This window comes from Streptomyces sp. NPDC020917 (assembly GCF_044333795.1).
In the GTDB taxonomy this organism is placed as follows: domain Bacteria; phylum Actinomycetota; class Actinomycetes; order Streptomycetales; family Streptomycetaceae; genus Actinacidiphila.
In genome coordinates, this window is the sequence record NZ_JBIRRR010000019.1 from 17653 (window position 1) to 38153 (window position 20501).

Genomic DNA, 20501 nt, shown 5'->3' on the forward strand with positions numbered 1-20501 from the left:
GGCCATCGACATGACTCAGCCCACTCCCGGCACCGGCCGCGTCGCCCTGGTCACCGGGGCCAGCCGCGGCATCGGCTACGGCATCGCGGAAGCCCTGGTGGCCCGCGGCGACCGCGTGTGCATCACCGGACGCAACGAGGACGCCCTCAAGGAAGCTGTCGAGCGGCTCGCCTCGGCCGCCCCCGAGGGGGCCGGCGAACCCCGCGTCATCGGCGTCGCCGGCAAGGCCCACGACGAGGCCCACCAGGCCGTCGCCGTCGAACGCACCATGGAGGCGTTCGGCCGGGTCGACTACCTCGCCAACAACGCCGGCACCAACCCGGTGTACGGGCTGCTGGCCGACCTCGACCTCGGCGTGGCCCGCAAGGTCTACGAGACCAACGTGATCTCCGCGCTGGGCTTCGCCCAGCAGACCTGGAAGGCGTGGCAGAAGGAGAACGGCGGCGCGATCGTCAACATCGCGTCCATCGCCGGCCTCGCGCCCTCGCCGTTCATCGGCGCCTACGGCATGAGCAAGGCCGCCATGGTCAACCTCACGGTGCAGTTGGCGGCCGAGATGGCCCCGGGCGTCCGGGTCAACTCCATCGCGCCCGCCGTGGTGAAGACCAGGTTCGCCGCCGCCCTTTACGAGGGGCGCGAGGAGGAGGCCGCGGCGGCCTACCCGCTGCAGCGGCTCGGCGTGCCCGAGGACGTCGGCGGGGCGGCCGCGTTCCTGCTCTCCGACCAGGCCGCCTGGATCACCGGGCAGAACCTGGTGCTGGACGGCGGCCTGTTCCTGCAGGCAGGCCACTGACGGAAGGTGCCGCCCGCGGCCCGCGGGCGGCACCTGTCAGTGCCGGGCACTAGGTTCGGGGACAGCAACGGATCATCGACCGGAGGTTCCCGACGTGCCCAGCATGCTGCCCGACTCCTGGCAGGCCGTCCTCGGCGAGGAGTTGGACAAGTCCTACTTCCAGCAGCTCACCGAGTTCGTCGCCGAGGAGCGGTACGACCACCGTGTCTTCCCGCCGCAGGACGAGGTGTTCGCCGCGCTGGAGGCGACGCCGTTCGACCGCGTCAAGGTGCTGGTCCTCGGCCAGGACCCGTACCACGGCGAGGGGCAGGGGCACGGCCTGTGCTTCTCCGTGCGGCCCGGCGTGAAGACCCCGCCGTCGCTGCGCAACATCTTCAAGGAGATGCGGGACGAGCTGGGCCACCCGGTGCCGGACAACGGCTACCTGATGCCGTGGGCCGAGCAGGGCGTGCTGCTGCTCAACGCGGTGCTCACCGTCCGCGAGGGCGAGGCCAACTCGCACAAGGGCAGGGGCTGGGAGAAGTTCACCGACGCGGTGATCTCGGCGGTGTCCGCCCGCTCCGAACCCGCGGTGTTCGTGCTGTGGGGCAACTACGCCAAGAAGAAGCTCCCGCTGATCGACACCGCGCGGCACGCGGTCATCCAGGGGGCCCACCCGTCCCCGCTGTCGGCCAAGCTCTTCTTCGGCAGCCGGCCGTTCAGCCAGATCGACGAGGCGCTCGCGGCCCAGGGCCACGACCCGATCGACTGGCGCATCCGCGACCTCGCGGTGCAGACGGGCTGACCCCCGGCGCAAAGCCCTAGGGGGCCGGTCTCCGCAGGCGCGGGGTCAACGCGCCCTGCGCGCAGGGCTGCCGCTCACCGCCGGGCCGACGGCCCGGCGGCAGGCGCGTGCCGCCGCACCGTCCGCTCCCCAGCCGCCGTACACCCCGCCGAGGTCGCACACGCCGGAACCGCCGGGCAGCCGGGGCATCGCCGGCAACGGGGGAACCCCGGCGCGTCCCGGCTCCCGGCGGTGCGCCGGACGGTGCGGCCCCGCGGCGCCCCGCGCCGGGCGGACCCGGGCGGCGGACGGGCGCGGTGAGCCGACCGGACGGGCCCCCGCGGTGTCCAGCACCTGGTGGGCCGGCGGCTGCGGCACACGGCCGTCGGGCCGCTGCCCCGCAGCCGGCTGCGGCGGGACCGCCCGCGGAGCGGCGGTGCGCGCGGCGGGAGCGGGTGGCGGGGGAGCCGGACGGTCGTGCAGCCGGCGGCGGCCCACACTGCCAGCACGGCCATCAGGAACGGGAGTCGGTGGGGCGGTCGGCGCACCCGGTCCACTGTGCCCGGTCCCGGGCGGCCCCGGAATTCCCCGTCCGAGTGACCGTTCGGCCCTCGCACGCGCGCACTTCACCCGCACGAGTGGTGGCGGATGGCCGGTTGACATCGGCGGGGCACGTCGGCCGGGGCACGTCGGCCGGTGCACGTCGGCCTGTACGCGTCGGCCGGGGTGCGCCAGGGGCCCGCAGGACGCCCACGCCCTGCCCGTATGCTGCGGTGACGCCCGCGCGGGGCGCCCGCGGCACGGTACGAGCCGCCGCTCCGGCGGCGGACCGCGCGGCCGGCCCGGCGGCGGAGCAGCCGACGGCGGGCCGCCGAGGCAACGGCAGACGACAGGAGCACGCATGGCATCCGGCACCGCCCCGCTGAAGATCGGCGTCATCGGTCTCGGTGACATCGCGCAGAAGGCGTATCTGCCGGTGCTCGCCACCCAACCCGGCCTGGAGCTGCACCTGCAGACCCGCACGCCGGCGACGCTGGAGCGCATCGGCGACGCCTACCGGCTGCCGCACCGCCACACCACCCTGGACTCGCTGCTCGACCAGGACCTGGACGCCGCGTTCGTGCACGCCCCGACCGACCACCATGTGGCGATCGCCGAGCGCCTCATCGAGGCGGGCGTCCCGGTCTACGTCGACAAGCCGCTCGCCTACGACCTGGCCGGGGCCCGCCGCGTGGTGGAACTGGCCGAGCAGCGGGGCGTGTCGCTGATGGTCGGCTTCAACCGCCGCTACGCGCCCGGCTACCTGCAGTGCCTGGACCACCCGCGGCACCTGCTGCTCATGCAGAAGAACCGGATCGGGCTCGCCGAGGCGCCCCGCGCCCTGGTCTTCGACGACTTCGTGCACGTCGTCGACACCCTGCGCTTCCTCGCGCCGGGCACCGTCGACCAGGTCGCGGTGCACGCCCGGGTGCGCGACGGGCTGGTGCACCACCTCGTGCTGCAGCTGGCAGGCGACGGCTTCACCGCCGTCGGCACGATGAACCGGATGAGCGGCTCGGTCGAGGAGAGCCTGGACGTCAGCGGCGACGACACCCGCCGTCAGGTGATCAACCTCGCGGAGGTCGTCGACCACAAGGGCCAGCCGACGCTCCGCAGGCGCGGCGACTGGGTGCCGGTGGCCCGCCAGCGCGGCATCGAGCAGATCACCCTGGCCTTCCTCGACTCCGTCCGCGGCGGCGTGCTCCTCGACGCGCGGGACGCGCTGCGCACCCACGAGCTGTGCGAGCGGATCGTCACCGAGATCGAACGGACCGCGCCGGGTCCGGCCGCCTGACCAGCCGGGTGCCCTCGTAGGCGGCGGCGACCACCAGCATCAGCAGGGCCAGGTGCGGCACCCAGTCGCCGAAGCGGACGTACGGGCTGACGCCGGTGGCCAGCGGCACCTGGTAGACGGCGGTGGTGCTGCTGCCGGTGCCGACGCGGTGGCCCACCGGCCGCCCCTGCGCGTCGAACACGGCGCTGATCCCGGTGAGCGTGGCGTGCACCATCGGCCGCCAGGTCTCCGCGGAGCGCAGTGCGGCCAGCGAGGCGTGCTGCGCGGGCGCCCAGCTGTGCTGGAACGACGACGTCGAGGACTGCGCGACGAGCAACTGCGCGCCGCTGCCGGCCAGATGCCGGCTCATGTCGGGGAACGCCGTCTCGAAGCAGATCAGCGGGCCGAACCGCAGCCCGCGGTCGTCCATGACGACCTGCCGCTTGCCGGGCGTCCGGTTCTGGTCGGCGGCCTTGCCGACCGACGTGGCCCAGCCCAGCAGCGACCGCATCGGGATGTACTCGCCGAACGGCACCAGCCGCATCTTGTCGTACGTCGGCCCGGTCACCCCGTTCGGGCCGATGAGCTCCGAGGTCTTGGAGATGCCCGAGCCGTCGGCCTTGGGCGCGTCGACGTTCACCAGCACCTCGGAGCCGACCTCGGCGGACAGCGCCGCCAGCCGGTCGGCGACCTCGGGGTGCGACGTCAGGTCCACGCCCACGCTGCTCTCCCCCCACACCACCAGGTCCGGGTGGGTGCCGGCGAGCTGCCGGGTGAGCTCGACCTCGCGGTTGAGCCGGCTGTCGCCGGTGGGCAGGACGCCGGGCTGGACGATCGCGATGCGCACCGACCCGGACTGCTGCGGGCGCGGCGCCCACAGCCACACCGCGCTGGTGCCGACGGCCGCCACCAGCAGGGCGACGATCGCCGGCCGGCGCACCGGCGGCAGCGCGACCAGCACCGCCACGGCGGTGTTCAGCAGCACCAGCAGGAAGCTCACCAGCCACACGCCGCCGATCGACGCCAGCCGCAGCGCCGGTGCGACCTGCCACTGGCTCGCGCCCAGCAGCCCCCAGGGCCCGCCGAGGCCCTGCCAGGAGCGCACCAGCTCCACCATCAGCCAGCCGGACGGCAGCAGCACGATCGCGGACGCGACCTGCCCGGCACTCGCGCCCGGGTGCAGCAGCCGCCGCACCAGCCAGCCCCATGGCGCCCACAGGGCTCCCAGGAGGAGCGCGAGGACCACGATGAACACGTTCAGGCTCGGCATCAGCCAGTTGTGGACGGCCAGCATGAAGCCCGCGCCGCCGAACCAGCCGTCCAGCGCGGCGCGCCTGGCGGTGGGGGCGGAGCGGATCAGCAGGATCCAGGGCACCAGCGCGACATACGCCAGCCACCACAGCGAGGGCGCGGGGAACGCCAGGGCGGGCACCGCGCCGGCCAGCGCGGCCGTGCCGGAGCGCACCCAGCGGGACGACAGGCGTGCCGTCAGCCGCTCCTCGACCGTGGCCGTCGTGGCCGTCATCCGCGCTCCCTCGCGTCCTTGCGCCGGCTGCCGCCGCGCCGAGGGCCGCCGGGCCGATGGGGTGATCAAGGCTGTTTACCCCCTCACATGGGCCGACACACCGCCACCCGGGCGTGTCGTCCACCGGGCGGCGCCGCCGCTCCGACCATCTTCCTCCAGGCCAGACGCCTGTGCGCCCGGGGGTGCGGGGGTGCGCGCATCCCCGGCGGCGGGTGTGCTCCCGAAGCCCGCGCAAGCGCGGGACCGGCCGCGCCTCGCGGCAGGCGGCGGCGTCCGGTGCCGGGCGGCGACCGGCCCCCGCGGCGGTTCTCACGGCAGGCGGTTCCAGGCGGTCAGCACGTGGTGGCCGTGCTCCATGCCGAGCCGGCTGACGGTGCCCGTGGCGAGCTGGAACAGCGCTCCGTCGGCCGCGGGCAGGCCGAGCCTGCGGGCGGTCAGCACGCGCAGCAGATGGGCGTGGGCGACGAGGACGACGTCCCCGCCGTCGCTGTTGGCGAACGCGGCGTCCGCGCGTGCCAGGACCTTGTCGGCGCGCGCGCCGACCTCGTCCGGGCTCTCTCCCGGGTGCCCCTCGGGCCCCGGTGCGACGCCGTCGGTCCACAGGTCCCAGTCCGGCCGGGTGCGGTGGATGTCCCGCGTGGTGACGCCCTCGTAGCCGCCGTAGTCCCACTCGCGCAGGTCGGGCTCGATCCGGGTGCGCTCCAGGCCGGCGAGCTTGGCGGTCTGCCGGGCCCGTTCCATCGGGCTGGTCAGGACGCAGGCGATGTGGCGGGAGGCGAGCAACGGGGCCAGGCTGCGGGCCTGCTCCTCGCCGTTGGGCGTGAGGGGAAGGTCGGTGTAGCTCGTGTGCTGCCCTGACAGGGTCCACTCGGTCTCGCCGTGGCGGATCAGTACCAGCTCGCCCATCGGGCACCTCCCGTGACGCCCCGCGGCGCCGCCGTTGTGATCATACGTCCCGCTCGGGAACGTGCGACGGCCCCGCGCCCGCCGCCGGGCGGCGGTGGACGGTCAGGTTCCGCACCGAGGTGAACTCTCGTCGGCGCCCAGGACTTCCCGTCACCTGACGTGACTACGATGACGCGCAGTGCCGCGGTTGCGGCATCCGCGTGACCTCGGTCTGATCGGTTGGAACAGGCGACGCCAGGACAGGAGCCGGTATGGACGACGAGACCCGCAGCTACGACGTGGTGGTCATCGGAGCGGGCCCGGTGGGGGAGAACCTGGCGGACCGTGCCCGGGCGGGCGGGCTCAGCACGGTGATCGTGGAGAGCGAGCTGGTCGGCGGCGAGTGCTCGTACTGGGCCTGCATGCCCAGCAAGGCGCTGCTGCGGCCGGTCCTCGCCCGCGCCGACGCCCGCCGGCTGCCGGGCCTGGCCGACGCGGTGACCGGACCGCTGGACGCGGCGGCGGTGCTCGCCCGGCGCGACTCCTTCACCTCGAACTGGAACGACGACGGGCAGGTGGGCTGGCTCGACTCGGTCGGCGTCGACCTCGTCCGCGGCCACGGCAGGCTCGACGGGCCCCGCCGGGTGAACGTCGCCACGCCGGACGGCGGCACCGTGCGGCTCACCGCCCGCCACGCGGTCGCGGTGTGCACCGGCACCACGGCAGCGCTGCCCCCGCTGCCGGGCCTCGCCGGAGTGCGGCCGTGGATCAGCCGGGACGCGACCAGCGCCAAGGAGGCGCCGGGGCGGCTGCTGGTGGTCGGCGGCGGCGTGGTGGCCGTCGAGATGGCCACCGCCTGGCAGGCGCTGGGCTCGCAGGTCACCCTGCTGGTCCGCGGCTCCGGGCTGCTGCCGCGGATGGAGCCGTTCGCCGGAGAGCTGGTCGCGGACGCGCTGGGCGAGGCCGGGGCGGACGTCCGGTTCGGGGTCTCGGTGACGTCCGTGACGCGCGAGGGCGGCCCGGACGGCGAGGTGTGCGCCGTGCTGGACGACGGGAGCACGCTCGCCGCCGACGAGATCCTCTTCGCCACCGGCCGCACCCCGCACACCGACGACCTCGGCCTGGAGACGGTCGGGCTGGCGCCCGGGGACTGGCTGCCGGTCGACGACACCCTGCGGGTGACCGCGGTCGCGGACGGCTGGCTCTACGCGGCCGGCGACGTCAACCACCGGGCGCTGCTCACCCACCAGGGCAAGTACCAGGGCCGGATCGCCGGAGCGGTGATCGCGGCCCGCGCCAAGGGCGAGCCGCTGGACGACGCCCCCTGGGGCGCGCACGTGGCCACCGCCGACGCGGCGGCCGTCCCGCAGGTCGTCTTCACCGATCCGGAGATCGCCTCGGTCGGCCTGACGCTGGAGGAAGCGGAGCGCGCCGGGCTGCGGGTGCGGGCCGTCGACTACGACCTGGGCAACGTGGCGGGGGCCAGCCTCTACGGCGACGACTACCGCGGGAAGGCCCGCATGGTCGTGGACCTGGACGCCGGCGTCCTCGCGGGCGTCACGTTCGCCGGCCCCGGCGTCGGCGAACTGCTGCACTCCGCCACGGTCGCGGTGGCGGGCCGGGTACCGGTGGCCCGCCTCTGGCACGCGGTGCCCGCGTACCCCACCATCAGCGAGATCTGGCTCCGCCTGCTGGAGACCCTCCGCGGCTGAGCCCGTCCGGCGCCGGCAGCGGGGCGGCGTGCCTCAGGCCGCCGGCGGGAGGGCGAGCGCGGCCTTGACCGACTCCGAGAGCGGGTCGGCCAGCACCTCGGGCAGGCCCGCCTCGAAGCCGTCGAGGGCGATGCGGACGACGTCCGCGGGGGCCGACTTGGGGGCGTCGACAGCCGCGGACATGTCGGTGTCGACGTAGCCGACGTGCAGGCCCGTCACCTGGGTGCCCTGCCCGGCGAGCGCGATGCGCCACGCGTTGGTCAGCGACCACTGCGCGGACTTGGCGGCCGAGTACGCTGCGGCGCCCGGCATCGTGGCCCAGGACAGCACGCTCAGCACGGTGAGGATGCCGCCCCCGCCGTTGCGGGCCAGCACCGGCGCGAACGCCCGGCCCATCTCCAGCGTGCCGAGCACGTGCGTGTCGAACTCGCGCCGGTAGTCCTCGCGCGGGCCGTCCAGCAGGGAGGCGCCCGTCGTGATGCCGGCGTTGTTGACCAGGAGCGTGACGTCCCCGGCCTGCTCGGCGGCCGCGCGCACCGACTCGGGGTCGGTGATGTCCAGCCGCAACGGGACCGCGCCGGGCACGGTGACCTTCCGCGGGTCGCGGGCGGCCGCGTACACCTTCGCCGCGCCGCGGTCGAGCAGGGCCTTGACGAACTGCTCGCCGATACCGCGGTTGCCGCCGCTGACGAGGGCGATCGAGCCGTTGATCTTCATGGGAGGCGTCCTTGCACGAGGAGGAAACAGATCGGTTTCCACCGACTGTAAACCGATCTGTTTCCGCTGTCGAGCCGCGGCGCTAACCTGGCTGCATGACCACCACCACGCCCAGGCCCGGCTCGCGCGACCGGCTGCTCGACGCCGCGGCGGAGCTCTTCTACCGCGAGGGCACCGGCACCGGCATCGACGCGCTGTGCCGGGCCGCCGGTGTCTCCAAGCGCTCGATGTACCAGCTGTTCGGCAGCAAGGACGAGGTGCTCGCGGCGGCCCTGGAACGCCAGCAGCCGGGCCTGGAGGCACGGCTGCTGCCGGGGCCCGGCGAGCCGGAGGCTCCGCGGGCCCGGATCCTGTACGTCTTCGAGCGGCTGGCGGACGCCGCGGACTCGGCGGACTTCCAGGGCTGCCCGTTCCTCGCCGCGCAGGTGGAACTGAAGGACCCGGGGCACCCGGCGAGCGTGGTGGCCGCCCGCAGCAAGGAGCGCATGGCCGACTTCTTCCGGGCCGAGGCCGGACGCGGCGGCGCGGCCCGGCCGGACCTGCTCGCACGGCAGTTGATGGTGGTCTACGACGGGGCCAGCGTGCGTGCGGGCGTCGGCGTGGAGCGCCTCGGCGACGGGCTCGCGGCGGACACCGCCGCCGCCCTGCTGGACGCCGCGGGCGTCACCGCCTAGCGGCCCGGACCCCGAAGTAGTCCCCGCCCTTGCGCCGCGGGCTGTCGCTGCCCCAGGCGCGCCGCCGCCACCGCCACCGCGGCGCCGGCACCAGCCGCGGGATGTGCTTGGAGCACTGGAGGTACGCCTCCTGCACCTCGGCCTCCACCCACACCACCGGCCGCCGGCCGCGGTTCGGGTCCTCGGGCAGCCCGGGGTGCAGCTCGCGCATTTCCGCGTCGGGCACGACGCGGGCCCGGCCGTTGATGTGCAGCCCGATCCGGTCGCGGGTGAAGTCGATCATCAGGATGCCGATGTGCGGGTTCTCCCGGATGTTGCCGAGCGACGCCATCACGCCGTTGCCCCGGTACTCCGGATAGCACAGCGTCTTGGCGTCCAGCACGTGCAGCACGCCCGCCGGTCCGGCCCGGAACGCCGCGTCGCACTCGCCGCCGCCGTCCGCCGTGGCGACGAAGAACATCTCCTGCTCCGCGGCGAACTCCCGCATCCTGGTGTTGAGATGGTCCAGCACCTGGTCGGCGTAGAACCGGTCGGCACGCTCCCGCGTGCCCAACTCCTCCTGCAGTCCGTGCTCTCCCGCGCTGCCGGGACGTGGCGGCACCGCTTCGGGACCCGAGCCGCTGAACATCGGCCGCCCCCTCATCGTCGAGTGGATTCCGTGGTCACCCCGTGGTCGAGCGGTCAGCCACGCTAGCCAGGAATGGGGAGATGTCCGGCGGTTCTGGCCATCACCGCCCGCGGGACGGGCGCCGCGTGGTAAGCGCATCCGTGTCCACGATGCGGTCAGCCGTTTGACCGGTTTCGGCGGAACCGGCTACGTTGCGCGGCATGCAGCGCACCACACATCTGACGACGCGGGGTCATGTCGACCTCAAGCGCGTGTGCTCCGCTGCGTGTCACCGGGTCTGAGCCACGGCTCCGCACAGGAGCGTCCTCGGGAGCGCCCGCCCGCCGGTCCGTCACCGGCCGCCGGCCGGTGCCTCCCGCCGCCCGGCCCGGAAGGCACCCGCCGTGACCCTGCCGAACGACACCCCTGCCCGCAGCTCGGACCCGGCCGTCCCGGCGGCCCCGCATGGTCAGAACCTCCCGACCGCCCCGACTCCCTTGCGCCGGGCCGACGTTCCCTCCCCTCCGGTGCAGCGCAGGACCTCCGCCGCCGGCGCGGTACTCGGCGCGGTCCTCGACCACGGCCCGGTGGCCCGCAGCACCGTGGCCCGGCTCACCGGCCTGTCGCCGTCCGCGGTCACCGGCCACAGCGCCCGGCTGCTGGCCCGCGGGCTGCTGCGCGAGCGGCCGGAGACCGCCGGGCCGCGCGGACTCGGCCGCCCGCACATCCCGTTGGAGATCGAGACCGGCAGCCATCTGGTGGCCGGCGTCCACATCGCGGTCACCAACTCCACGGTGGCGCTGATGGACCTGCGCGGCCGGATCGTCGCCGAGGACCGCCGGCCGCACGACCGGCCGGCGCCGCACGACGTGCTCGACGGCGTCCCCGCACGGCTGGCCGTGCTGACCGCCGCGCACGCGGCGGACCGCGGGGTGCTCGCGCTCGGCGTCGCCACCGGCTCCTGGGTCGACCCCGGCGCGGGCCTGATCGTCGACCATCCGCGGCTCGGCTGGCGCGACGTGCCGGTACGTGAACTGCTCGCCGGGGCCACCGGGTTGACGGTCCAGGTGGACAGCCACTCGCGGGCGCTGGCCCGCGCCGAGCAATTGTTCGGCGCGGTCGCGGCGAGGGAGAGCAGCGTGCTGCTGTTCGTCGGGGCCGTGGTGGACGCGGCGTTCGCGACCGCCGGCGCCGTGCACCGCGGACCGCGCTCCGCCGCGGGCAGCGTGGCCCATCTGCCGCTCGCGCCCGGCGAGGAGGCGGCGGGCGTCCCCGCGGAGCCCTGTACCTGCGGCACCCCGCGCTGCCTGCAGTCCGAGGTCTCGGAGCCGTCGATGCTGCGGCAGGCCGCCGCGCAGGGCCTGCGGGTCGCGGTCTTCCGCGACCTGCTCGATCTGGCCCGGGCCGGCGACCGCACCGCGATGGCCCTCTTCCGGCGTCGGGCCCGGCTCGTCGGCCGGGTCGCCGCACTGCTGCTGGACATGTTCGACCCCGAAGTGCTGGTGGTGGTGGAGCCGGGGACCGGGTGGCTGCCGGAGTGCCTGGCCGACCTGCGGGCCGAGGTCGCCGCCCGCTCCTGGGTGTGCGATGACCCCGAACGGGCCGTCCTGCCCAGCAGTTTCACCGGTTCCGTGCTGCCCGTCGCCGGCTGCACGGTGGCCCTCGGCGCGCTGTACGCCGACCCGCTCGGCGCGCTGCCGGCGGTGTCCTGACCGGCCGGCAACGGGCGGCCCGAAATCCCGCTTAAATTCAGCGAGTTGCATTGTTGACCACGCCGGAACCCCGACAGGACAATGGAAACATGACCAGCGAGCAGCGGAATCAGGGAAGGCGGCCCGCGGCGGCGCTTTCCCGTCGCGCCGCCGCCGGTCCGGTGGCCGCGGCCGTCCGGCGCCGGTGTTGTCGCCCCTGCCGTGCGTGTCGCGTGCCCGCCTCCTGCGGATCGTGTCGAGCGGCCTGACCAGCGGGTCTGTGGTGTCCTCGCTTTCCCGTGCCGGTGGGACCGCCGTCGTCCCCCCGCGCGTTCCCTGACGATCCGCCGGGTCGCGCGCTGCCGGGATTTCGCGTGCCGCGCGTTTTCCGGCGTTGCTGAGCCCGCGTCCTTCTCGGCTTTCCGAGTGCTCCGGGCGTTGTGAGGTATTTCCTGCCTGCCCTGCGCACATTTTGCCCTGCCCATTTCTCTGCACCAGGGGGAGACAGTTGTCCATCGCCGTGTCCGCGCTTCCCGTACCGGGTATCGCCCCGGAGCGCTTCAAACGGATCTTCCGCAACCATCCGGCGGGCGTGGTGGTCGTCACCGTGGACTCCGGGCGCGGGCCCGCGGGCTTCACCGCGACCTCGCTCACCTCGCTGTCCCTGGCCCCTCCGCTGATCTCCTTCGGGATCGGGGTGACCGCCTCGTCCTGGCCGCACGTCGAACGCGCCGGCAGCGCGGTGGTGAACTTCCTCGGTGCCGAACAGGAGGACGTGGCACGGCGGTTCGCCACCAGCGGCATCGACCGGTTCGCCGCACCCACCCGCTGGCGCCGGCTGCCCTCGGGCCAGCCCGTCCTCGACGGCGTCAGCGGCTGGCTGCACGTCGGCTTCGAACAGGTCGTGCCCGCGGGCGACCACCGGATCGTCGTCGCCAGGGTCGAGGACGCGTGGCTCGACGAGGGCCGCGGCCCGCTGCTGTTCCACGACGGCGCCTACCACTCCCTGAACGCCCGCTGACCCGAACTCCCGTCCTCCCAGGGTCCGGCCACGCCCGCCGGCCCGAACTCCCGCCGACCGGAACCGGATTCCGGCACTCACCAGGGACCACGATGCCCACCAGTACTCCGCCCCCGCCCCTCCACCGCCGGTCGTTCCTCGCCCTGGCCACAGGCGCCGCCCTCGCCGCCGCGGGATGCGCCCGCGCCACCACCGCCGCGGATACCTCCCTGCCCACCCGGGCCCTCCCGTCCGGCGCGCCGCCGCCGGGCACCAGGCTCGCGATCGCCGTGCACACCTCCCAGCTCCAGCTGGCGAACTCCGGCCTGGACGCCCGACTGCCCTTCACCGTGTCCAGCTGGCCCAACCTCAGTGCGGGCCCCGACGTCATCCAGGGATTCCGGGCCCACTCGGTCGACCTGGCGAGCAACGCCGGGATCCCGCCGATCCAGGCGCAGGCCATCGGCGTGGGCGCCCGGATCGTCGCGGTGCAGTCCCGCAACCACCCCATCTACACGTTCGCCACCGCACCCGGCACCGCCATCGGCAGCGCCCAGGACTTCCGCGGGAAGAAGATCGCCTTCTCCCAGGGGCAGGCGCAGGGCGTCGTCGTGCTGCGGGCCCTGAAGGAGGCGGGGCTGACGACCGGCGACGTCAAGCTCGTCGCGCTGCCCAGCACCCAGTTCCTGACCGCGCTCCAGGCCCGCCAGGTCGACGTGGCGCCGCTCGGCGAGCCGGTGCTCACCAAGTACCTGGCCCAGTACGGCAAGGACGGCGCCCGGGGCGTGCACACCGACGTGGTGGACCTGCTGTCCATCCTGTGGGCGCCGGTCGAGGTGCTGGAGAACGACGCCAAGGCGGCCGCGATCCGCAGCTACATCCCGCTGTGGGCGCGGGGCGTGGTGTGGGCCTGGGAGCACCCCGAGCAGTGGATCCAGGCGTACTACGTCAAGGACCAGGGCGTCTCGGCCGACGACGGCCGGCGCATCGTCGCCTCGCTCGACACGCCCCGGTTCCCGCTGAGCTGGGACAAGGCGGTCAACTGGGAGCAGCAGACCGCCGATCTGCTGGCCGAGGGCGGGTTCGTGCCGAAGGTGAAGGCCGAGGACCTGTTCGACCGGCGGTTCGAGGGGCTCGCGGCGCGGTCGGTCCCGCGGAAGTACCAGGTGCCGTCATGACCGAGGCCCTGTCCCGCCTGGGCACCGCTGACCGGCCGCCGGCCGCCGTACCCGCCCCCGTCGCCGTCCCCGCCCCCGCTCCCGCGCCGGTCCGCGGCACCCGCCGCAGGCTGGGGCCGGGCAGGGCCGTGCCCTTCGGCCGGCTGCTCGGACCGCTGCTGCTGGTCGCGCTGTGGTGGGCGGCCTCCGCGCTGCACTACCTCGACCCGCGGATCCTGTCAGGGCCGGGCGCCGTGGCCGCCACCGCGGCCGACCTGGTCCACGATGGCCGGCTCCAGGACAACGTGCTGGTCTCGCTGCAACGCGCCGGCCTCGGCCTGCTGTTCGGCGTCCTGGCCGGGGTGGTGCTCGCGATCGCCGCCGGGCTCAGCCGGTTCGGCGAGTACCTGCTGGACGGCACGCTCCAGGTCAAGCGGGCGATCCCGTCGCTGGCCATGCTGCCGCTGCTCATCCTGTGGCTCGGCATCGGCGAGCAGATGAAGGTCACCGTGATCGCCCTCGGTGTCGCGGTCACCGTGTACATCAACACCTATGCCTCGCTGACCGGCATCGACAGCCGGTACGTGGAGCTGGCCGAGAGCCTGGACCTCGGCCGCTGGCGGTTCCTGCGCACGGTGGTGATCCCCGGCTCGCTGCCCGGCTTCTTCGTCGGCCTGCGGCTGGGGGTGACCGCGTCCTGGCTCGGCCTGATCGTGGTCGAGCAGATCAACTCCACCAGCGGGATCGGCTACATGATGTTCCAGGCACAGCAGTACGCCCAGTCCGACGTGATCATCGTGGGCCTGGTGGCCTACGGGATCTTCGGGTTCGCCTCCGACGCGGCGGTCCGGGCGGTCGAGAGGAGGGTGCTGTCATGGCGTCGCACGCTGGCGGGCTGACCGCGGCCCCCGCCGTCCCCGTGTCCTCCGCCGTCCCCGCCGTCCGCACCGTGCGGCTGGTCCGGTCGTTCGGCGGGCGCGAGGTGCTCAAGGGGCTCGATCTGACCCTCGCCCGGGGCGAGTTCACCGCGCTGCTCGGCCGCAGCGGATCCGGCAAGTCCACGCTGCTGCGGGCCGTCGCCCTGCTCGACCACGGGGTGGCCGGATCCGGTGAACTCACCGTCCCCGAACGGGTGTCGCTGTCGTTCCAGGACTCCCGGCTGCTGCCGTGGCTGCGGATCCTGGACAACGTGGTGCTCGGCGTCCGCGGCCCCCGGGCCCGGGAACGCGGCGAGACGGCGCTCGCCGAAGTGGGCCTGTCCGGCCGCGAGCGGTCCTGGCCGCACGAGCTGTCCGGCGGCGAGCAGCAGCGCGCCGCGCTGGCCAGGGCCCTGGTGCGGGACCCCGAACTGCTGCTCGCCGACGAGCCGTTCGGCGCGCTCGACGCGCTCACCCGGATCAAGATGCACGGCCTGCTGCGGGAGCTGTACGAGCGGCACCGGCCTGCGGTGCTGCTCGTCACGCATGACGTGGACGAGGCGATCGAACTCGCCGACCGGGTACTGGTCCTTGAGGAGGGCCGGATCGCTGTCGATCTGGCCGTCCGCCTGCCGGCCCGCAGGAGCCGCCGCGACGCGCGGTTCCAGGAGTACCGCGACACCCTGCTGGCCGCGCTGGGCGTCGTCGAACGCGGCGGCGCCGCACCGCAGGACCGCACCCCGTCCGAGCCCGCAGGGGAGGCCGCCACGCACCGCACACCGGCACCGCACGCCGCACCGCCCCCCTTCGGCGACCCCGTCCACCCGCCGCGGCGAACCGAGCGCCCTCACGAGGAGAAGGACTCCCATGACCCGCAGGACTGACCGCAAGCACCTGCATCTGAACGCGTTCCTGATGTCCGTCGGGCACCACGAGGCGGCCTGGCGGCTGCCGGAGAGCCCGGCCTCCGGCGGCACCGACCTCGCGCACTACGCGAACCTCGCCCGGATCGCCGAACGCGGCAAGCTGGACTCGCTGTTCCTGGCTGACAGCCCGGTGCTGATGGGCGACCCGGGACGCCGCCCCGGCAGCAAGCTCGAACCCACCGTGCTGCTGACCGCGCTGGCCGGCGTGACCAGCCGGATCGGCCTGATCGCCACCGCCTCCACCAGCTACAACGAGCCCTACAACCTGGCCCGCAGGTTCGCCTCGGTGGACCACGTCTCCGGCGGGCGGGCCGGCTGGAACATCGTCACCACCGCGGGCGCCGACGCCGCCCGCAACTTCGGCCTGGACGACACCCCGCAGCACCGCGACCGCTACCTGCGGGCCGCCGAGTTCGTCGACGTGGCCACCAAGCTCTGGGACAGCTGGGCCGACGACGCGGTGCTCGGCGACAAGGAACTCGGGGTGCACGCCCGCGCCGAGAGGGTGCGCAGGATCGACCACCAGGGCACGTACTTCCGGGTCGACGGGCCGCTCAACGTGCAGCGCTCGCCGCAGGGTTACCCGCTGCTGGTGCAGGCCGGGTCCAGCGAGGACGGCAAGGACTTCGCGGCCCGCCACGCCGAGGCGGTGTTCACCGCGCAGCAGACCCTGGAGGAGGGCATCGCCTTCTACCAGGACGTCAAGCAGCGCGCGGTGGCAGCCGGCCGCGACCCCGACGGCATCAAGATCCTGCCGGGCATCGTGCCCGTCATCGGCGACACCGAGGCCGAGGCCCGCGCGCTGGACGACGAACTGGACCGGCTGATCCGGCCCGAGTACGCCAAACGGCAGCTCGCCAGGACGCTGCGGGTCGACCCCGACGCCCTGGACCTGGACCGCGAACTGCCCGGTGACATCCCCACCGAGGACGAGATCGAGGGCGCCAAGAGCCGCTTCACGCTCATCGTCGACCTCGCCCGGCGCGAACGGCTGACGGTCCGCCAGCTGATCGGGCGGCTCGGCGGCGGCCGCGGCCACCGCACCTTCGCGGGCACCGCCGAGCAGGTCGCCGGCACCATCGAGCACTGGTACGACGCCGGCGCCGCGGACGGCTTCAACATCATGCCCGCCGTGCTGCCCTCCGGCCTGGAGCTGTTCGTCGACCGGGTGGTGCCGATCCTGCAGGAGCGCGGCCTGTTCAGGACCGAGTACACCGGCACCACACTGCGCGAGCACTACGGGCTGCCACGCCCGGCGAACCGCCTCTTCGAGCCCGCGGACAGCGGCGAGGGCCACCTCGGCATCGCCCTGGCGGGCGCCCGGTGACGGGCTGTCCGGGGACGACCGCGAACGGGCCGGCTGCCGCGCACTCCGCGGCGGCCGGCCCTGCCGTGCCGCCCGCCGCCGGCTGGGTGCGCCGGCTCGGCGGCTACTGCCTGCGGCACCGCGCCGACCTGCTCGCGGCCTTCGGCGCGGCGGTGGCCGCCGCGCTCGCCACCGCGACCCTGCCGCTGGTGCTGCGGCACGTGGTGGACCGCGTCGCCGCCGGCGCGACCGCGTCGGTGACCGCCTGGACGGCGCTGCTGGCGGGCCTGGGCGCGGTCCGGTTCTGCGCCGGCTTCGTCCGCCGCTACCGCGCGGGACGGCTGTCCCTCGGCGTCCAGTACGACCTGCGCAACGACGCCTTCGCCGCGCTGCTGCGGCTGGGCGGCGCCCAGCAGGACGGGCTGCGCACCGGGCAGATCGTCAGCCGCTCCATCTCCGACATCACCCTCATCCAGACCCTGCTGCAGTTCCTGCCGAACATGACCGGCAACGCCCTGATGTTCCTGGTGTCGCTGGTGTTCATGGCGGTGCTGTCGCCGCTGCTGACCCTGGTCGCGCTCGTCGTCGGGCCGCTGCTGTGGTTCATCGCGCTGCGCAGCCGCCGCGACCTGTTCCCGGCCAACTGGCACGCGCAGCAGCAGGCCGCCGAGGTCGCGTCCGGCGTCGAGGCGACCGTCACCGGCGTGCGGGTCGTCAAGGGCTTCGGCCAGGAGCAGCGCGAGTTGGCCGGGCTGGAGCAGCGGGCCCGCGGCCTGTTCGCCTCCCGGCTGCGGGTCGTGCGGTACACCAGCCGCTACAACCCCGCGCTCCAGGCGGTGCCGGCGCTCGGGCAGGTCGCGGTGCTGGCGTTCGGCGGCTGGCTCGCGCTGCACGGCCACATCTCGCTCGGCACGTTCCTGGCGTTCACCAGCTACCTCGGGTCGTTCGTCACGCCGGTCCGCCAGGTCGCCACCCTGCTCACCGTCTGGCAGCAGGCCAGGGCCGGCACCGAGCGGGTGCTGGAGGTCGTCGACGAGGCCCCGCAGATCACCGACCGGCCCGGCGCGCGCGTACTCGGCCCCGAGCCGCCCGCGGTGCGCTGGGACGACGTCACCTTCGGCTACGGGGACGGCGAGCCGCTGCTGCGCGGCTTCACCCTGCACCTCGCGCCGGGCGAGACCGTCGCGCTCATCGGCGCGGCCGGCTCCGGCAAGTCCACCGCCGCGGCGCTGCTGCCGCGGTTCTACGACGTGCCGTCCGGGCGGGTGCTCGTCGGCGGCACCGACGTGCGCGACCTCACCCTCGGCTCGCTGCGGTCCCGGATCGGGTACGTCTTCGAGGAGAGCCTGCTGCTGTCCGACAGCGTGCGGGCCAACATCGCGTACGGCGACCCGGACGCCGGCGAGGACCGGGTGCGGGCGGCCGCCGCGGTCGCCCGGGCCGACGAGTTCGTCGAGCGGCTGCCGCAGGGCTACGACACGGTCGTCGGCGATCAGGGCCTCACCCTCTCCGGCGGCCAGCGGCAGCGCATCGCGCTGGCCCGGGCGCTGCTGGGCGACCCGGCGGTGCTGGTGCTCGACGATGCCACGTCGGCGATCGACGCCCGCGTGGAGTCCGAGATCCACGCCCGGCTGCGCGCGGCCACCCGCCGCCCCACCACGCTCATCGTGGCCCACCGCCGCTCCACCCTCGAACTCGCCGACCGCATCGCGGTATTGGAGAGCGGACGCGTCGTGGACAGCGGCACCATGGACGAACTGCGGTCGCGCAGCCCCCTGTTCAGGTCGCTGCTGTCCGCCGTGGACGCCGGCGCCGACGAGGCCGGCGACGCCGGGGAAACGGCCGCCGGGCACCACGGTGCCCATACGGCCGGGGAGCCCTCGGCGCACGGCGTCGAGGATCCGGAAGCCGCGGAGCCGGGCCCCGCGGTGAGCGCCCATCTGTGGCGGCGGCCGCAGGAGGACACCGCGCAGCAGCAGGACGGTACGGCGATGCGCGCCGCCCAGATGGTGGCTCTGAACGCGGCCACTGCCGGACGAGGGCGCGGCGGAGCCGGCGGCGGCGTGCTGGGATCCGCGCCGCCCACCCCCGAGTTGCTCACCAGGCTCGCCGAACTCCCGCTGCCGGACGCAGATCCGAAGGTCGGGACCGAACAGAGCCGGGCCGCCGACCCGGAGTTCGGCCTCCGCGCGCTGCTGCGGCCGTTCCGCAAGGCCCTGCTGCTCGGCCTGCTGCTCGTCGCCCTGGACGCGGTCGCCCAGATCACCGTCCCGGTCCTGGTCCGGCAGGGCGTCGACCACGGCGTCGCCGACCACGCCCGCGGGGTGCTGGTCGCCGCCGCCCTGGCCGCCGCGGCGGTGGTCGGCGCGGACTGGCTGATCGGCGTCGCCCAGGTGCGGACCACCGGCCGCACCGGGGAACGGCTGCTCTACACGCTGCGGGTGAAGACCTTCGCCCAGTTGCAGCGGCTGGGCCTGGACTACTACGAGCGGGAACTCGGCGGCCGGATCATGACCCGGATGACCACCGACGTGGACGCGCTGTCGTCCTTCCTGCAGACCGGCCTGATCACCGCCGTGGTCAGCATGCTGACCGTGCTGGGTGTGCTGGTGACGCTGCTGGCCATCGACGCCGGCCTGGCCGTGGTGCTGCTGGCCGCACTGCCCCTGCTGGCCGGGGGCGTGGTGCTGTTCCGCCGCGTGTCGGTGCCCGCCTACCACGAGGCCAGGGAGCGGATCAGCGCGGTCAACGCCCGCCTGCAGGAGAACGTCACCGCCATCCGGGTCACCCAGGCGTTCCGCCGCGAGCAGCGCAACGCCCGCGACTTCGCCGAACTCGCCCGCGGCTTCCTGGAGTCGAGGCTGCGGGCGCAGCGTGCGATCGCGGTGTTCTTCCCGTTCGTGGAGTTCCTCGGCACGCTGTGCACCGCCGCCGTCCTCGCGGTCGGCGCGAGCCAGGTCCGCTCCGGGACCCTCACCGCGGGCACCCTGATCGCGTTCCTGCTCTACGTCGACCTGTTCTTCTCGCCGATCCAGCAGTTCTCGCAGGTCTTCGACGGCTACCAGCAGGCCGTGGTGGGCCTCGGCCGGCTGCGCGCCCTGATGCGCACCAGGACCGGCACCCCGCAAGCCGAACACCCCCTCCCTGTCGGCTCGTTGCGCGGCGAGGTGGAGTTCGACGGGGTCACCTTCGGCTATGCGGGCGGCGCCGGGCAGGAGGCGCTGCACGACGTCTCGCTGCGCATCGCACCCGGCGAGACCGTCGCGCTGGTCGGCGCGACCGGCGCCGGCAAGTCCACCGTCATGAAGCTCATCGCCCGCTTCTACGACCCCGGTTCGGGGGTGGTTCGGGTCGACGGCCACGACCTGCGGGACGTGGACCTCGCTGGTTACCGCCGCAGGCTCGGCCTGGTGCCGCAGGAGGCCCACCTGTTCAGCGGCACCGTGCGCGACGCCATCGCCTACGGGCGGCCGGACGCGAGCGACGCCGAGGTGGAGGCCGCGGCCCGCGCGGTGGGCGCGCACGAGATGGTGGCCGGACTGCCGCTCGGCTACCTGCAGCCGGTCGGCGAGCGGGGCCGCAGCCTGTCGGCCGGCCAGCGGCAGTTGCTGGCCCTGGCCCGCGCCCAACTCGTGGATCCGGACGTGCTGCTGCTCGACGAGGCCACCGCGTCGCTCGACCTGGCCACCGAGAGCCGGGTGGTGGCCGCCACCGAGGCGCTGACCCGGAAGCGCACGACGCTGGTGGTCGCCCACCGGCTCACCACGGCCGCGCGGGCCGACCGCGTGGTGGTCATGGACCGCGGGCGGGTCGTGGAGTCCGGGACGCACACCGCGCTGCTGGCGGCGCACGGGCCTTATCGTGCGCTGTGGGACGCCTTCCTTCAGACGGGTGCGGCCGCAACCGTCGACCAGCTCACGCCCGACCCGCTCGTCGACGGGAGCTCGCGCTGACCGATTCACCGCCCCCTGCGCTGCGCTCGGCTCGCCCGGTGTTCGTCTCCAGGTCCGCCGTG

Annotated in this window: 16 protein-coding genes; 12 read left to right on the forward strand and 4 right to left on the reverse strand. The window is 74.4% G+C overall.

The genetic code is table 11. From position 1 onward, the window contains the following. Positions 1-10: 10 nt before the first annotated feature. The 3 genes from ACH4TG_RS31210 (at position 11) to ACH4TG_RS31220 (ending at position 3390) form a co-directional block, all read left to right on the forward strand. Entirely contained in the window at positions 11-793 is a 783-nt protein-coding gene (locus tag ACH4TG_RS31210; protein ID WP_398245953.1) for an SDR family oxidoreductase, read from the forward strand. 94 nt (positions 794-887) lie between these two features. Continuing rightward, positions 888-1577: a uracil-DNA glycosylase gene (ung, locus tag ACH4TG_RS31215; protein ID WP_398245954.1), complete on the forward strand. Its 690-nt coding sequence runs from the start codon at positions 888-890 to the stop codon at positions 1575-1577. 901 nt (positions 1578-2478) lie between these two features. Continuing rightward, entirely contained in the window at positions 2479-3390 is a 912-nt protein-coding gene (locus tag ACH4TG_RS31220; protein ID WP_398246088.1) for a Gfo/Idh/MocA family protein, read from the forward strand. On the opposite strand, the gene lnt is transcribed toward ACH4TG_RS31220, so the two are convergent. Together lnt and ACH4TG_RS31230 are read right to left on the reverse strand one after the other, a co-directional pair. Beyond that, positions 3350-4894, reverse strand: a complete 1545-nt coding sequence (lnt, locus tag ACH4TG_RS31225; protein WP_398245955.1) for an apolipoprotein N-acyltransferase — start codon at positions 4892-4894, stop codon at positions 3350-3352. The two genes, ACH4TG_RS31220 and lnt, sit on opposite strands and share 41 nt — an antisense overlap. Before the next feature lie 309 nt (positions 4895-5203). After that, positions 5204-5800, reverse strand: a complete 597-nt coding sequence (locus ACH4TG_RS31230; RefSeq protein ID WP_398245956.1) for a histidine phosphatase family protein — start codon at positions 5798-5800, stop codon at positions 5204-5206. Positions 5801-6051: 251 nt separating this feature from the next. Between ACH4TG_RS31230 and ACH4TG_RS31235 the strand changes: the two genes are divergently transcribed. Continuing rightward, positions 6052-7491, forward strand: coding sequence for a dihydrolipoyl dehydrogenase family protein (locus tag ACH4TG_RS31235; protein WP_398245957.1), 1440 nt, complete (start codon positions 6052-6054; stop codon positions 7489-7491). Between the two features lie 33 nt (positions 7492-7524). On the opposite strand, the gene ACH4TG_RS31240 is transcribed toward ACH4TG_RS31235, so the two are convergent. Further along, positions 7525-8208 carry an SDR family oxidoreductase gene (locus tag ACH4TG_RS31240; protein ID WP_398245958.1) on the reverse strand — a complete coding sequence of 228 codons (684 nt, stop codon included), beginning with the start codon at positions 8206-8208 and terminating at the stop codon, positions 7525-7527. A 95-nt stretch (positions 8209-8303) separates the two neighbouring features. Between ACH4TG_RS31240 and ACH4TG_RS31245 the strand changes: the two genes are divergently transcribed. Next, positions 8304-8882, forward strand: coding sequence for a TetR/AcrR family transcriptional regulator (locus tag ACH4TG_RS31245; protein WP_398245959.1), 579 nt, complete (start codon positions 8304-8306; stop codon positions 8880-8882). On the opposite strand, the gene ACH4TG_RS31250 is transcribed toward ACH4TG_RS31245, so the two are convergent. Then, positions 8872-9510 (reverse strand): pyridoxamine 5'-phosphate oxidase family protein, encoded by a 639-nt coding sequence (locus ACH4TG_RS31250; protein ID WP_398245960.1) that lies wholly within the window; start codon positions 9508-9510, stop codon positions 8872-8874. The genes ACH4TG_RS31245 and ACH4TG_RS31250 overlap by 11 nt on opposite strands. Before the next feature lie 506 nt (positions 9511-10016). Between ACH4TG_RS31250 and ACH4TG_RS31255 the strand changes: the two genes are divergently transcribed. The 7 genes from ACH4TG_RS31255 to ACH4TG_RS31285 all read left to right on the forward strand — a co-directional run bounded on the left by ACH4TG_RS31255 (position 10017) and on the right by ACH4TG_RS31285 (position 20439). Beyond that, complete coding sequence (locus ACH4TG_RS31255) at positions 10017-11201, forward strand: ROK family protein (protein WP_398245961.1); 1185 nt, start codon at positions 10017-10019, stop codon at positions 11199-11201. 487 nt (positions 11202-11688) lie between these two features. Further along, positions 11689-12201 carry a flavin reductase family protein gene (locus ACH4TG_RS31260; protein ID WP_398245962.1) on the forward strand — a complete coding sequence of 171 codons (513 nt, stop codon included), beginning with the start codon at positions 11689-11691 and terminating at the stop codon, positions 12199-12201. Between the two features lie 92 nt (positions 12202-12293). Next, positions 12294-13358, forward strand: a complete 1065-nt coding sequence (locus tag ACH4TG_RS31265) for an ABC transporter substrate-binding protein (RefSeq protein WP_398245963.1) — start codon at positions 12294-12296, stop codon at positions 13356-13358. After that, positions 13355-14236 carry an ABC transporter permease gene (locus tag ACH4TG_RS31270; RefSeq protein ID WP_398245964.1) on the forward strand — a complete coding sequence of 294 codons (882 nt, stop codon included), beginning with the start codon at positions 13355-13357 and terminating at the stop codon, positions 14234-14236. The genes ACH4TG_RS31265 and ACH4TG_RS31270 overlap by 4 nt, the downstream gene beginning before the upstream one ends. After that, positions 14212-15138 carry an ABC transporter ATP-binding protein gene (locus ACH4TG_RS31275; RefSeq protein WP_398245965.1) on the forward strand — a complete coding sequence of 309 codons (927 nt, stop codon included), beginning with the start codon at positions 14212-14214 and terminating at the stop codon, positions 15136-15138. Before ACH4TG_RS31270 ends, ACH4TG_RS31275 begins: the two co-directional genes overlap by 25 nt. Continuing rightward, positions 15122-16507, forward strand: coding sequence for an LLM class flavin-dependent oxidoreductase (locus tag ACH4TG_RS31280; protein ID WP_398245966.1), 1386 nt, complete (start codon positions 15122-15124; stop codon positions 16505-16507). Before ACH4TG_RS31275 ends, ACH4TG_RS31280 begins: the two co-directional genes overlap by 17 nt. Beyond that, positions 16504-20439 carry an ABC transporter ATP-binding protein gene (locus tag ACH4TG_RS31285; RefSeq protein WP_398245967.1) on the forward strand — a complete coding sequence of 1312 codons (3936 nt, stop codon included), beginning with the start codon at positions 16504-16506 and terminating at the stop codon, positions 20437-20439. Before ACH4TG_RS31280 ends, ACH4TG_RS31285 begins: the two co-directional genes overlap by 4 nt. Positions 20440-20501: the final 62 nt, after the last annotated feature.